This window comes from Dyadobacter sp. BE31 (genome assembly GCF_031457695.1).
Classification (GTDB): Bacteria; Bacteroidota; Bacteroidia; order Cytophagales; family Spirosomataceae; genus Dyadobacter.
Genome location: NZ_JAVDXA010000001.1, coordinates 502,513 through 516,338, shown reverse-complemented (window position 1 = coordinate 516,338; position 13,826 = coordinate 502,513). Strand labels below are relative to the sequence as shown.

The window sequence follows — 13,826 nt, the reverse complement described above, 5'->3', positions numbered from 1 at the left end:
ATGAAATGTCAGTATTTATATTGTTCGAGCAAGTGAAGGTAGGGGTGAAGGCCGTGGTGAATGAAAACATTCTGATCCGAATCTTCAAACTGCTTGTAGTACGCATCATCGGCCAGAAGTACGACCGTCGGTCCGGTGCGGACGTAATTACTGCTTTTATAAAAGGCTGGCGACTGGTATTCGGGCAGGTTTTTGGATACAATCTTACCCGCAAACCGTCCGAGGTACTTCTCGTAGTTGCGCTGTGCCTTTTCGCTCGGCTTTTTCATGCCCTTGTAAGCGTGCCGCATGCCGATGCGCGCAATGAGTTTTTGCTTCTTGATAATGCCGTCGATATTCTTGAAAGGGTTCGTATTGTTAAAATCGCTGAGGGTTTGCACCGAAAACGGCACTTCGGGGACCCAGTCGGCCGAATTGACCACATTATAACCCCAGCCCCCATCGACCATGTGCTCATACTCGTACGCGAAATAGGTATTACCCACTTTCGGCGCGGCACTGGCGTAGGTTTTGAAACGGATATCTTTGGGCAATGCTCCCTGCTTTTGAAGCGAATACAAATGCGCCGTCATCAGGTAACTGAGTGCGCCGCCCTGGCTATGGCCCATAATGAGGAAATCTTTTACACCGGTTTTGTACAGTGAGTCGATTTTGGGAATAATATCCCTGGCCAGATAAGCCGTGCCCACCAGCCAGCCAATGTGCACAGCGGCTTTGGGGTTGTCGGCCAAATGGTATTTAAATGTATAACCTTTGGCAATTTGCAGCTCCCCGCGGGCCGGTACCATCGCGGCATAGAAGTTTTCGAGCCAGCCCACGGCATTCATGGTCGTACCGCGGAGATTGATCACGCCTACGGAGGACTTGCTCTTCCAAAGTCCCCAGCGGTTGTCGAGGCCCATCACGGGAGAAGTGTAAACGGAGTCGAATTTCGTGGGCCGCGGAAGTTTGAACTTTTGCCGGTTGGTCATGGCAGTATCGTACAGCAAGGCGTGCATATACACGAGTTCCTGGTACTCGGCTTTATCGAAGCCGGGTTTCAATCTGCTTGTTTGCGCCCATGCGGGCTGCATGGCGAGTGTACTCAGGATAAAGACAATGGCCGCATGCCTGACCAGGCACGGTTTGAAACTTGTCAGGGACTTTTGCATGAGTGATAGCGAAGCGTTGAATAACAAGGCAACCTTTGGGTTACTAATGTAGGAAAACAATCGATGCAACCGGATTTTCGTACTTTCAAATCGTTTTCGGCCCCCGTTTTCAGACAGTTCTTTCAAATTAGAATACTATTAGAGTTTACCCGTGCAAGCCGTTTCGCCTTGAATGCGAGCCCGGAATTTCTTATTTTTGGTTAGTCTAAAAAATATTTTCATGGAGCTGTATTATTCTTTTTCTGCGTTAATCGTCCTCTCTGCGATATTTTCCTACCTCAATTCCCGGTTTCTGAAATTGCCACCTTCCATCGGCGTCATGGTGATCGCATTGATGGTTTCGTTGGGGCTTATCGCTACCGATAGCATATTTCCGCGCACATTCATCCGCATTTCCACGCTGATAGCAAGCGTCGATCTCACGGAGATACTCATGGGCGCGATGCTCAACTTCCTGCTGTTCGCCGGGGCTATCCATTTGCATTTGGAAGATCTGCGGGAGCAGCGCTTACCGGTCATTATTTTTTCCACCGTCAGCGTCGTGATATCCACATTCGTGATCGGTTTCCTCATTTATTATATCCTGCCGTTGATCGGCATTAGCATTCCGCTCATTCAATGCCTCGTTTTCGGCGCATTGATTTCGCCTACCGATCCCATTGCGGTGCTCGGGATTCTCAAACAGGCCGGCGTTCCCAAATCGCTCGAAACGAAGATCGCGGGCGAGTCGCTTTTTAACGACGGTATGGCGGTGGTGGTGTTCATCCTGATGCTCGCGCTGGCGAGGGGAGAGGAAGTGAATACGTCGTTTGCGGGCATTGCCGGGCTTTTTGTAAAAGAAGCATTGGGCGGTATTTTGCTCGGGCTGCTGCTCGGCTTTTTAGGTTCCAAAATGATGTACCGGGTAGACGGCTATAACGTACATGTGCTTATCACGCTCGCGATCGTGATGGGCGGGCACCTGGCCGCGCAGGCATTGCATATGTCGGGCCCGCTGGCGATGGTGGCGGCAGGTTTGGTAGTAGGGAATTATGGTAAAAACCCGGGTGCGGTTTCAGATACCGAGCGCGACTATATCGATAAATTCTGGGAGCTTATTGATGAAATCCTGAATGCGATCCTGTTCCTGATTATCGGCTTCGAGTTGCTCCTGATCCCGGACATGAAGCAATACGGCTGGGCGGGCCTGGTGGCGATCTTAGTGGTGCTTTCGGCGCGCTTTATTTCGATCTACATTCCCGTCAAACTGATCCCATTCAAGACGCGCTTCGGGAAGAAATCGATCACGATCCTGGTATGGGGAGGCTTGCGCGGTGGTGTTTCCATCGCACTGGCATTGTCCATTGACCAGCATCTCAACAAAGACCTGCTGCTGGCGATCACCTATTTCGTGGTACTGTTCTCGATCATCGTGCAGGGGCTCACGGTGGGCAAGCTCACCGACCGCCTGCCCGACGACGCGGAAGCTGCTTAGGAAGCCGGCCCGGCAACGAGCTGGTTGAGCAACGCATTGATTTTGTTCAGCCAGATCGTTTGCCCCTCGCAAGTCCAGTGCGAATCGCCTTTCATGTACGAAGAACGGCCCATGCGGCGGAAATCTCCAAGGACATCGATGTAAGGGATGTCGAGTTTGGCATGGTTGTACACCCGCTCGATGAGGTTGTTATAAACACCGTAGTCGGGGCTGAGTACGGAAACCTTGTTGGGGATAATACTTAATATCACATGATCGAAACCCAACGAATCCGCAAAATCGCGGCTGGCATTTACATTGGTGATGATGGAATCGAGCTCGGTCTCGCGCATCGGCGTGAAGGACGACGTAACTTCCGGGGTGTCGGTATCCATGTAATACACAACATCGCGGTCGTTGTTCACGAGCGTAACACCCGAAGCAGTCCTGTCGAAAAAACGGTGGTTGAAATCGGATTTCCATTCTTTAATCCGTAATGCGAAGTCGTTTTGGAACAGGAAGCCGTCGAGCCTGTCGGCGGTATGCGAGCCTTTGAAAGCTTCGTCGAGCTGGTGCATGAACTTGCTGGAAGCCCCGTTTTGAATAAATGTCGCTGAGTCCGGCACGAGCACGGTAATGGCTGACGAAGCGAATTTCTGGCGGAAATGCCGTTCGACGCTTTCCATCAGCAAGATATTATGTTGGGTGGTGTCGAGTTTGATATGCAGGAAATCGGACCATTTTACCCAGGTATATTCGTCTACCGGGAAGTCGCTCAGGCCAACCCTTCCTTTTTCCGTAAAACTATCGCCGATAATGTACAAATGTACTTTTTTTGCCGACTTCGGCCGGGCTGGCGGCACATAGTCAGTGCATTGGTGACGCGGATCACGGAATTCTGACAGGGTAGAGAGTTTGTATAAATCGCCGTATTGATAGCCATCTTCCACAATCTGCTCTTTCCACAGCCAGGGTAGTATGGTCGGGCTGAGCCCTACGACCCAGATCAGGCAGCAAGCGGCCAGAACGATATATCTTAAAATTTTCATAGCATTATCTCAACTTGATCGACCAGACCTGTATTTTCTTCTCCGACCGGCTGAATATCAATAATTTGTAATAACCCGGCTGATAGGTAAGCTGCACCGGCATTTCCGACGGGATCGCTTTATCGCCGAGGCGCCTTCCGTTCATGTCAAAAACGGTAGAATAACTGCCCGATTTAATGGTGATAAACCGGTTGTCGACACCAAAGAAATGGTATTGGATCACCGAATTTGGCAAAATATCTTTGATCTCGAACAGCTCGCGGCCATCTTTGGTAATAATAGCCGTTTTGGAATTGACCGACCGCACCAATATCCAGTCGAGTGAATTGCGGTCGAATAGGATCCGGAAACGTGAACCCGGTTCAGGGCGGAGAAGCTGCCGCCGCGATGTGATTTTACCATCCAGGCTGATGCGGATCAACTCGCCGGATACGCTCACGCCCGCGAGCTCGGGCTGGCCCGTTTGAGGGTTTTGCGCCCAGGTGAACGGACTTTCGGTACGCGTCAGGATATCGACGGGGAAGCCGGGGCGTACCGTGCCATTTTCCTTCAATAAATAGATCTTTCCGTTCTGCTGCGTTACGATGAAGCCCCGGTTGCCGATCTGGTTCAGCGCCACCACCGGACCCACGATCTTTTCGAAGCGTACGGAATGGTTCAGCCTTTTGAGCGGGCGGGTGACACTTTCCCATACAAACAGCTCTTCCGCCGAGCTCTTGACGATAAACCGGTTACTGCCGTCTTCGCCGCCATCGATGAGGTACAATGCCGAAATGAGGTCGGAGGTTGGTAAATGGGCCTGGAAAGTCGAAACATTGGAGGAGTCGTCTTCGTCCAATGCGTATACGGTGCGTCCCGTGGCAAAAATGCGCTGCTGACGGCCAATATTCAGGAAGTCGACTTTGTAAGCAGCCGTGCCGATCGCTCCGTTCAGTTTGGCGATGGTTTCGGTTTTTCCTTCACGCAGGTTGTTTGTTCTGAGCAGGTTATGTTCCTTGTCGGTCAGCAATATTTCAGAGCTTCCGTCGATCGGGTTTTGCAATGCGGCTAGTTCCGAATCGTAAATATCCGGCCACTCGATGTCTATGTTCAGGAAAGTGCGGTTGAGCACCTTGCTGGCGGTCTGCCGTTTTTTAGGATGGAATGTAAGCTCGGGGAATGCCTCGCTGCCTTCGAAACGGCATTGCAGCGTGATAGACTCCATTTTAGCCGTGAGGTCGCTGTACTTTTTGCTCACCTGCGTTTCCTCGCCCGATTGCGCTTTCCGCAGGTTAACGATCATCGAAAGCTGCGCTTCATTGTTGGCATTGGTCAGCACGCTGTCGTATTCCGGCGATTGTTTCCAGGTGATCTGGTTTTCGTAATCGACAATGTAGTTCTGTAAAACCTGCGAGTTGTTGCTGATCACCAGGTAGGGCGCGATGTAAGTAATGTAGCTGCGCGGAAAGCCGGTGAACATCGGCCCGTAAAGACCTGCTGGTAGCTCGGGCACAGGTACCGAGTAAATGTCGTAACCCTGATATTGATCGTTCGAAACGTTGCTTTCCTGATTGGCCAGTTGCGCGAGCTTTTGCAGCACGGGCCTCACTTTATCATAATTGGAGAACTCCGCGAGCAGGATTTTGCCGTCGGTAATGCTGTTGTTTTCTTCCAGTTGGCACAGTACTAATTCCGAACCGATATTGTCGATGAGCACATTGCTTTCACCGGCAATGTAATAGGTGAGCTTATCCCAGGCGGGCGACTTGTATTTTTTATGCCATTTCAAAAATGCTTCCTTGAATGCCGCTTTGTTGGAAGCTGCCGCGCGGTATAGAAACGACGTCTGCTGCGATACATGCTTGTGCCCGATAAACGGTGTGCCTGGGTTATCTTTCAGGATTTCGGCCAGATAGTAATCCGGCGCATCCGCCCCGTCGGATTTTACGACCAGGTTTCCCTTGTTTTCTGCTTTTTCAATGTGAAAATCCTGGTAAGCGGGGAAGCTTTTTCCAAACTCGGCCAGCGTAGCCACATTTTCCATCGACATCACCGATTTCCAAGCATCTGTGCGGAGGTAAATGCTCGTGCCATAATCGGAGTCGTTGAAATTCGAAAAGCGCGAACGCAGCCTGAACGAGCTGATATTGAGCGACGATGCACGCACGGCGTCTTCAATCAGGTCGCCGTAGTAGCTCACGATCAGGTAATGGTCTTTTACCAGGTAGGAAAACAATGGCCGGGAGTTGGCGTCGATGGCGTCGGTAATGCGGTGATCCTGGAAATTGTGGTGCAAAAGCCGGATGTTGGCATGTTGCGGGCTGGCGAGCCATTTGGTTTCTTCCTCGGTGACAGGAATGTACATAATTACCCCCCATTCCGTGCTCGTGCGCGGGTGGTACGAGTAGGAGAGGGCTTTGCCTTTCAGGAATGTTTTGAGCTTTTTAGCGTCTTTCGTCAGCAGGTTGAGCAAAGTAAGGTTATCGCTGGCGATATCGAGGAGAGGAAGCCGTTTGAGGTCAAGGGCGGCTTCTGTGGCCGTATAAGCCGAATCTTGCAGGTGCTCACTGGTGATCACCACCACGGCATTGGAGGGGATGAATTGCCAGGCTGCCGACGAACCCCTCGACCATTTGAACAGGAAATATCCTGCTGATGCGATAAGCACGACCAGCAGGATAGCAATCAGTTTTTTTTTCGACACAAGCCTGTTTTTTAAGCGCGGATCGCTTTCACTTTATCATTCAGTTCGAGGCGAAACCGCAAGAGTTCTTTAAAGCTTCGGATACAAACTTTCCACAGGTTCCATTTCACAATTGAAACGGTGCCGGTTTCCCGGTCTTTATGGGTGATAGGGATATCGAACAGCTGCTGTCCTGATTTTTTAGCCATTACCGCCAGGAAAATGTTCGGTGCGAATGGTTCCGGGTTGGGCAGCTGGTTCATCAGTTTTTGCAGGAATGTTCCTTTAATCAGACGGAACGGGATGTTGCTATCCATGATGAATGTACCATAAACAGCGGAAATCGTGCCGCGGAGGAATTTCGTGATAAAGAGGCGTACGCCGGCATCATGCCGCACCTGGCGGTAGCCGAGTATGAATTGTGACTGGGAGCGCTTGTCCCACAGTTTGTCAAAATCTTCGGAAACGAACTGGTCGTCGCTGTCGGTCTGGAACACATATTCCGAACCTACTTCCAGCGCCTTGCGGTAGCCGTTCACGACCGCATTGCCATGCCCGCCGTTTTTCTGGTGGACGACCGTCAGATTGTCGATCTTTTTGTCCAGTTCATCCAGTAATACCTTCGTATTGTCTTTCGATCCGTCGTTGATGACGATCAGGGTAGTGTTATCGTTGGGGAATTTAGTTTTGAGGAAGGAGGTCCAATTATAAACTACTTTTTCGATACAATCCTGCTCATTGTATGCGGGCATTACTATACTCAGAAGATATGACATGCAAAAGCGTATTTGGTATGTTGCGCGAAATTAATAAATAAAGCCTGTAACCGGGCTATGGGGTTTCATTATTTAGTAAGCGTACTTGTCTTTCAGAGCGTTAATCGGTTTCTCGAAAAAGTGCCAAGAAACCGACGCTACTAAGACAGTGAGCGCCACTACGACCGTTGCTTCGAACGCGATATTGCCTTCGAGGCTAGGTATATATTGATAGATTTTCCGGAAAAGCCTGACCGTCGGGTGCATGGGACCGCTGTGAAAATGGTTGTATACAAAATTGTGGTACAGGTACAGGCCATAGCTGATTTTGCCAAGATAAATACACACCGGATTTTCGAGGAACGCGGCCATCCAACCCTTGAAACCCATCACAGCGCGTCCTATCAAGGTAAACCCGAAAATGGACGACATGGTTCTGTCGAGTACCACGTATGGGAAGTTGAAAGGCTGTGCCAGCGATTTGGCCCACCATTGGATCAGCACCCACCCCAGCAAACCAAGCAATACCGGCCACGATTTACTGAAAAATTTAACAAACAGATCATTCTTGTAAAGCTGCATCCAGGCCATGAGGCCACCTAAGGCGAAAGAATCGAAACACGTGGGCGTGGATACATACGTTACGGTCCATTCACCCATCGTGACGAAGTTGGTACCTGGTATTCTGCCCGAATAGAAAATGTAGGCGCGCAGGAGAATGCTGAAAACACCCATCAGGCCCAGCACAGGCACCAGTTTATTCTTGGAAATGAAGAAAATCAGGAACGGGAAAAATAGGTACACCTGCTCTTCCACCGCCAGCGACCACAAATGGTCTACTGAACCCAGCCAGGTTTTGTGGAGGGCAATGTAGATGTTGGTCCCGTACAATGCGAGCCAGGGCAGCTTGTCCCGAACTGGCGGCACATTGAAGATAAATAGCAATGCAATGATGAGGTAGTAAACCGGGAAAATCCGGATAGTTCTGCGGATGAGGAATTTGCGCAGGTATTTTTTGAAACCTCCCTGTGTGCCGTAAGTTTTTTCCTTGCTTTTAAGCAAAATACGAGAGATCAGGAAACCGCTGAGCACGAAGAAAATCGTTACCCCCAATGCGCCGAATGGGATAATGTTGATCTCCACGATCAGGTGGTCGAGCAGAACCAGCCCCACCGCAATAAAGCGCACGCCGTCAAGTTGAATAATGTGTCCTTCCGAATTGGTGCGCATGGTTACCAGTTAACTTTCACTTCTTTTTTACGCGATTCTTTCACCGTCACACGCTGGTCCTTGAACAGAATGCCGGTGTCGTCGCCCTGCTGGCGGATAAGTGCCACTTTATAAATTCCCTTATCCATTTCGGAGAAAGGGATGTCGGCGTAAAAGCCCGGGGCGAAATAATATTGTTTTAGGAACAACTGCTTCCGGCTCGTGTTACGCGTGCGAAGCGCGGGGAAAATGTAGTAGCATTTATCCGAACTCAGCAGCACATACACCCCGCTATCCTGCAACCGCTGGCTGGTGAATGTAGTGTTGCTCACCTTAATGGACATCGTGTCGGCAGAAATCGTGGTTTTATCATACAAATCGACCATCCCCCGCGAACTTCCCGCATAATTCTGATGGTCTGCAACGGCGATAAGCGGTAACCATTTGTCGTAAATGACGGGCGTTTTCGCCATGATATTAGCCGCGAACGATGTGTCTGCCGGATATTTCAGCGATTTGTCCGTAAATGTCCAGTTAAATTGCCACGTTACCAGCTGTTTCCTGAGATTATAGGCATCTACCAAGTGATAATGGTAGCTGAACACATTGAATGTCACTGCCAATGCAATAATAGCAGTAATGTAAGGCGAAAGAAAACTGCCGCGGATTGGTACCACTACATAAATGTAAGCGATGATCAGTAATAGTACCGAATAGATTTTGTAACGACTCGTGATTAGTCCTTCCAGACCAAAACCGGCACGGGTATAAACGACGATCAACGCCGTTCCCAGAATAAACAGGACGGCACCGAGGCAGAATAGGTCGGTTGTGCGCTCGAACTTGACGGAGTATTTATTTCTGATAATGCGGAAGAGGGTGGTGGAAGCGATTGAAACCGCCACAAGAAACAGTACGATGCCAAGAAAAAGACAAACCTTAAAATGGTCGAGCACAGGGATGGACTCCGCAAATGAGCCCAGGAATGCCATATAGCCTTTCGCAAGTTGTATGATGCCCGCTTTCGATTCTGGATTGGACTCAGGTTTGGTATACCAATAAAAATAGCAGAAGATCTCTGTAATGCTGATAATGATCCAGAGTGCAAACCGCTTTCTGTTACCGCTCAGAAACAGCAAAACCGCGCCTAGCGGCAACACCATCAACCCATTGCCACTTGTAAGCACCGTTACAACACTTAGGAGGATAGCAATCGAAAAAGGTAGAACCTTGGGATTGATAACCAGATACAATGTCCAAAGTACCAGTGTTACGACGCCCAGGTTCTGCACCGCGGCCATTCCCCAATACATATTTTCCCAGAATGCGAGCGTCATCCACAGGAATGGAATGGGTATCAATGCAAAGAGCGGCTTTTTGTTCTTTTTAAGCAGGTCATACCAAAGCGGAATGGCGGCCAGGAGCAAAATGTTGCCCGCGGTCATCAGATGCCGGTAGTTGAGATGCCCGAAAATGGCATAATCAATCCACGCGAACAGGCGGGTCAGCGCAATGCGGTGCTCGTTATGCTGCCTGAAAAGCGCCAGGATCTTTTGTTTCCAGTTATCGGCCTGCGCGTATTCGGCGATGAAATTTTTCAGCGCGTGGTCGTCCCATTTGGGAATATTAATGGCATAGTAATCCCAAACCGTGAAATAAATGGCAACGGGTAACAGTAGGATCAGGCTCAGGATAATGGTGAAAGCCTTTTTCGTCATGCCGGGATCATTAGTTGGCTGATGCTCGACAGGATCGAATCTGCGTCAAGTCCGGAAAGCTTCTGGTGATAGCTCTGGCTGCCGTAGCGGCTGTTGGGATACCCCTCAGCTTTGAGACTCTTGAATACCGACGGGAAAATGCCTTTTTCCAGCAACTGAACGGAAAGCTGCTGAGCGAGCCCGCCTGTGCTGATGTGTTCTTCGGCAACGAGTATCGCAGGAGCTTTTTTCACCAGTGTGATCAGCTCGTCCGTCAGTTCCAGCGGAAAATGCAGGGCAGTCACCACGTTCACCTTTTCGGCAAGCTCGGGAGCCAGCGCCAGTGCGGATAGCACATTGTTGGCAATAGGTCCCAGTGCAAAAACGGTCGTTTCGGCATGGGCAGGCTGGTGGATCACTTTAAATGAACCCGTGAGGTAGCTGTTTGCAGGAGTGGTTTTTCCCGCTCCAAGGCGCAGGTATGCAGGACGGGCGTCAGCGGCGATCTGCCGCACAACCGGAACCACTTCATCAGCAAATGCAGGTACCCACACCTGGGCATTCTGCTGGCCGCTCAAACACGCCAGGTCTTCGATCGTATGGTGGCTGCTGCCCATAATCCCGTAGCCATATCCGCCGCCATTACCCACCAGGAACACCGGCAGGTTGTTGAAGCACACGTCGTTACGGAACTGTTCGAGGCAGCGGTACACGATAAATGGTGCAATGCTGTAACAGAACACTTTATAACCTTTGTGCGCAAAGCCGGCAGCTACTCCCACCATATTCTGCTCCGCAACACCGGCATTGATAAACCGCTTGCCCATTTTAGCCTGCAAGTTTTCCAATGCATTATATCCAAGGTCGCCTGTGATGAAGATAACGGAGTCGTCTTCGACCGCAAGCTCTTCGATGGCTGTTGAAAATTCTTTTCTCATCGTTAAGTGGGCGCTACGCCGATTGATTGCTTAACTTAAATGGAATGGCCGCCTAACCGGCTGATACCATGCAATTTATTACTTTCTCAATTGTTTTACCAAGGCCCGGATTTCATCGGCGGTTTTATAGGCCTTCGGTCCCCGGCGAATTCTGGTGCGAATATATTTGGGCCGCTTTTTAGTCTCTTCGAATATCTTGGTAATGTATTCTCCCAAAAACGAAATGCCCAGGATAGTGAGCCCGCCGAAGAATACGATCAGGATAATTACGGTGCTGAGGCCTCTTGGCGTATCCGGGAAGAAAAAGAATTTGGCCAGTATCTGCCAGATTATCCCCAGAATGGACAGGGCAGTGAGCCCGAATCCCGCATAACTCATCAGTTCCAATGGCGCAAAACTGAACGAGAAGATCGCCTTCTTCGCCCACCAGATGTTTTTCGTCCAGTTGTTGGTCGACACGCCGAACATTCTTTCAGGACGCACATAAGGTACCCCGGTTTGTTTGAAACCTACCCATGCACGCAAGCCGCGCAGGAATTGCTCGGTTTCGGGCAAGTCCACAAGCTCCTTCACCACCTTGCGGTCGATCATCGAGAAATCGCCGGCGTCGCGCGGGATAGGGATGTAGCTCAGCCCCTGGAATACTTTATAGAATGTCTTATAGAAGAAGTGGATATGCGGCTTCATCTCGCGCTGTACGCGTACACCGTACACGACGTCGTAGCCGTCCATCCATTTTTCGTAAAATGCCGGGATAATTTCAGGCGGATCCTGCAAGTCGCCGTCCATGAGCACCACGCAGTCGCCCGTTGCGATCTCCATCCCGCTCAGGAATGCCGATTGCGAGCCGAAGTTTCGTGAGTGGCTGATGCCGACCACATTAGGGTCTTTATCGCAAATCGCGTTGATAACTTCTTCCTGGTTATCAGGTGAGTTGTCATTGACAAATATGATCTCGTAGCGGACTTTCAGTTCATTGAAAGTCTTCACAAGCCTTTCGTACATGAACGGGATCGCCTGGGCATCCTTGTAACATGCGATAATGGCTGTGATAACCGGGTTAAGTTTCGGATTTTCAAAAGCAGGGATCAGCCTCGACTCATATTGCACGGCATCCTGCCATTGGCTGTAACGGATCAGGCCGTCTTCCAGGGAGGTTCTCGCTTTCCAGCCAAAGTCGTTTTCAAATGCCGACGGGTCCCCAAACCATTCGGCCAGGTCCCATTTGCGGTTCGACATGCTGCCCCATTCCGGCTCTTTGGCGATGGAAAATGCCTTGCGCGTCACGTCCACGAGGTCGCCCATCGTGGTTTTGCGGCCGGTAGCGATGTTATAGGAGCGTCCCGATTTTTCGTCGTCGATTTTCAAAGCCGCATCCAGAAATGCCTCCACGCAATCTTCTACAAACACAAAATCGCGGCTGATATCGGGCGATACCAGGGAAGGTAAGCTCTTTTTACGCGCATTTTCGATCAGGCGCGGGATCAGCCGGTCGGGCTCTTCCCAATAGCCGTAAATTGAGTATAAGCGCAGGTTGAGCGTTTTCAACCCTGCGACTTTGGCATAATATTCGAGCAAATAAGCAGCCGAAACCTTCGAAACCGCATAATGGCTGTTCGGTTCCACGCGGTCGGTTTCTTTGGGCGACGTGCAATTGAAACCATATTCGGAACTGCTTCCGGCATGGATGTAAACCATATCCTTCGTGCAGTTTTGCAGGATGTTCACCGTTCCAAGCACGTTGGTCTCGTAAGTAAGGTTCACATTGCTCTGCTTGCTGTACGCACCGTACGCCGCAAGGTTGAAAATCGTTTGCGGTTTATATTTTTCAAATACCTCCTTGATGGAGTTGTCGGAAAGAATGTCGCAGTGAATAATGTTTTCAAACGGGACATTCAGCAGTTTCAAACGCCAAGCTTTGGTGGCGTCGTGGGTTACTGCGTAGCAATCCTTCCGGATTTTAAATATATCATTGAAGAGATTGGCGCCAATGAAGCCGCTGGCACCGAAAACAAAAACTGGCCCTTTTAATTTCTCTATTTTATCGCGGTAAACCGGTAAATGGTCAAGCATTCGTCAATTCATTAAGATAGCGTTCCTTTACTTCCAGTGTAGCTTGCTCATACTGGTCTTTATTCATGGGCAGGTAATGCCATTCCAATTTGTTTTCCATATAGGAAACCCCTTTTCCTTTCACGGTATTGGCGATAATGGCTTTCGGGAGCCCGTTTTTGCTTTCTTTCAGCTTGCTGATTGCCTCGCTGATGGCCGCAATGTCGTGGCCGTCCACTTCCACCGTTTCGAAACCGATCGCTTTCCATTTTTCAACCGAAGCGGTTTCTCCCAGAACTTTATCCGTAAAACCGAAACCCTGCAAGCCATTTTTGTCGATGAGCATGATGAGGTTGTCGAGCTGGTTTTGGATGGCATAGTGCGCAGCCTCCCAGGTGGTGCCTTCGTTGGTTTCCCCATCAGACAGCAGCGTGAACGAATACGTTGCATCGTCGGCGACCTTTGCAGCGTGGGCGATGCCCGTTGCAATGGGCAGGCCGTGGCCTAATGAACCGGTAGCAAAAGGAATGCCTTTGTACTGGCGCGGTGCAGGGTGGGCGGGTAACGTGGTGCCATCCAGGTAGAATGTGTCCAGCTCCTCGTCGGTAATTTCTCCCAGCGTATTCAGGCACGCATAAAGCGCGGCCGCGGCGTGGCCTTTGGAAAGAATGAAGGTATCATCGACCGATTTTTGAAGGAAAAGGACTGCAATCATCAGGTCGATGCAGCTGAGCGAGCAACCAATGTGGCCCGCATTGGCCTGGTGGTAAAGGCCCAGTATTTTAAGGCGAAGCTCGCCGCTCAACTGTTTCGGGTCTTTTAATATCTCTTCTGCTGTCATGCCTGATGTTGTATGTCGA

General features: G+C 50.2%; 10 protein-coding genes. 1 reads left to right on the top strand and 9 read right to left on the bottom strand.

Annotated elements, in window-relative coordinates; all coding sequences use genetic code 11:
* Window positions 1-8 precede the first annotated feature (8 nt).
* Complete coding sequence (locus tag J2Y43_RS02265) at window positions 9-1,151, bottom strand: lipase family protein (RefSeq protein WP_309981439.1); 1,143 nt, start codon at window positions 1,149-1,151, stop codon at window positions 9-11.
* A gap of 220 nt (window positions 1,152-1,371) precedes the next feature.
* On the opposite strand from J2Y43_RS02265, the gene J2Y43_RS02260 reads away from it, so the two are divergent.
* The gene (locus tag J2Y43_RS02260) at window positions 1,372-2,625 is read left to right on the top strand and encodes a sodium:proton antiporter (protein ID WP_309981440.1); all 1,254 of its coding nucleotides are present in this window, start codon (window positions 1,372-1,374) and stop codon (window positions 2,623-2,625) included.
* On the opposite strand, the gene J2Y43_RS02255 is transcribed toward J2Y43_RS02260, so the two are convergent.
* The 8 genes from J2Y43_RS02255 to J2Y43_RS02220 form a co-directional block, all read right to left on the bottom strand.
* The gene (locus J2Y43_RS02255; RefSeq protein ID WP_309981441.1) at window positions 2,622-3,653 is read right to left on the bottom strand and encodes a hypothetical protein; all 1,032 of its coding nucleotides are present in this window, start codon (window positions 3,651-3,653) and stop codon (window positions 2,622-2,624) included. The genes J2Y43_RS02260 and J2Y43_RS02255 overlap by 4 nt on opposite strands.
* 4 nt (window positions 3,654-3,657) lie before the next feature.
* The gene (locus J2Y43_RS02250; RefSeq protein ID WP_309981442.1) at window positions 3,658-6,336 is read right to left on the bottom strand and encodes a DUF3352 domain-containing protein; all 2,679 of its coding nucleotides are present in this window, start codon (window positions 6,334-6,336) and stop codon (window positions 3,658-3,660) included.
* Window positions 6,337-6,347: 11 nt separating this feature from the next.
* A complete protein-coding gene (locus J2Y43_RS02245) occupies window positions 6,348-7,091 on the bottom strand; it encodes a glycosyltransferase family 2 protein (RefSeq protein ID WP_223410507.1) in 744 nt (247 codons plus the stop codon).
* Between the two features lie 72 nt (window positions 7,092-7,163).
* Window positions 7,164-8,300: an acyltransferase gene (locus tag J2Y43_RS02240; protein ID WP_309981443.1), complete on the bottom strand. Its 1,137-nt coding sequence runs from the start codon at window positions 8,298-8,300 to the stop codon at window positions 7,164-7,166.
* Window positions 8,301-8,302: 2 nt separating this feature from the next.
* Entirely contained in the window at window positions 8,303-9,997 is a 1,695-nt protein-coding gene (locus J2Y43_RS02235) for a hypothetical protein (protein WP_309981444.1), read from the bottom strand.
* Window positions 9,994-10,914 (bottom strand): transketolase, encoded by a 921-nt coding sequence (locus J2Y43_RS02230; RefSeq protein ID WP_309981445.1) that lies wholly within the window; start codon window positions 10,912-10,914, stop codon window positions 9,994-9,996. The genes J2Y43_RS02235 and J2Y43_RS02230 overlap by 4 nt, the downstream gene beginning before the upstream one ends.
* Window positions 10,915-10,992: 78 nt before the next feature.
* Window positions 10,993-12,987 carry an NAD-dependent epimerase/dehydratase family protein gene (locus J2Y43_RS02225; RefSeq protein WP_309981446.1) on the bottom strand — a complete coding sequence of 665 codons (1,995 nt, stop codon included), beginning with the start codon at window positions 12,985-12,987 and terminating at the stop codon, window positions 10,993-10,995.
* On the bottom strand, window positions 12,980-13,807 hold the full coding sequence (locus J2Y43_RS02220; RefSeq protein WP_309981447.1) for a transketolase: 828 nt from the start codon (window positions 13,805-13,807) through the stop codon (window positions 12,980-12,982). The genes J2Y43_RS02225 and J2Y43_RS02220 overlap by 8 nt, the downstream gene beginning before the upstream one ends.
* Window positions 13,808-13,826: the final 19 nt, after the last annotated feature.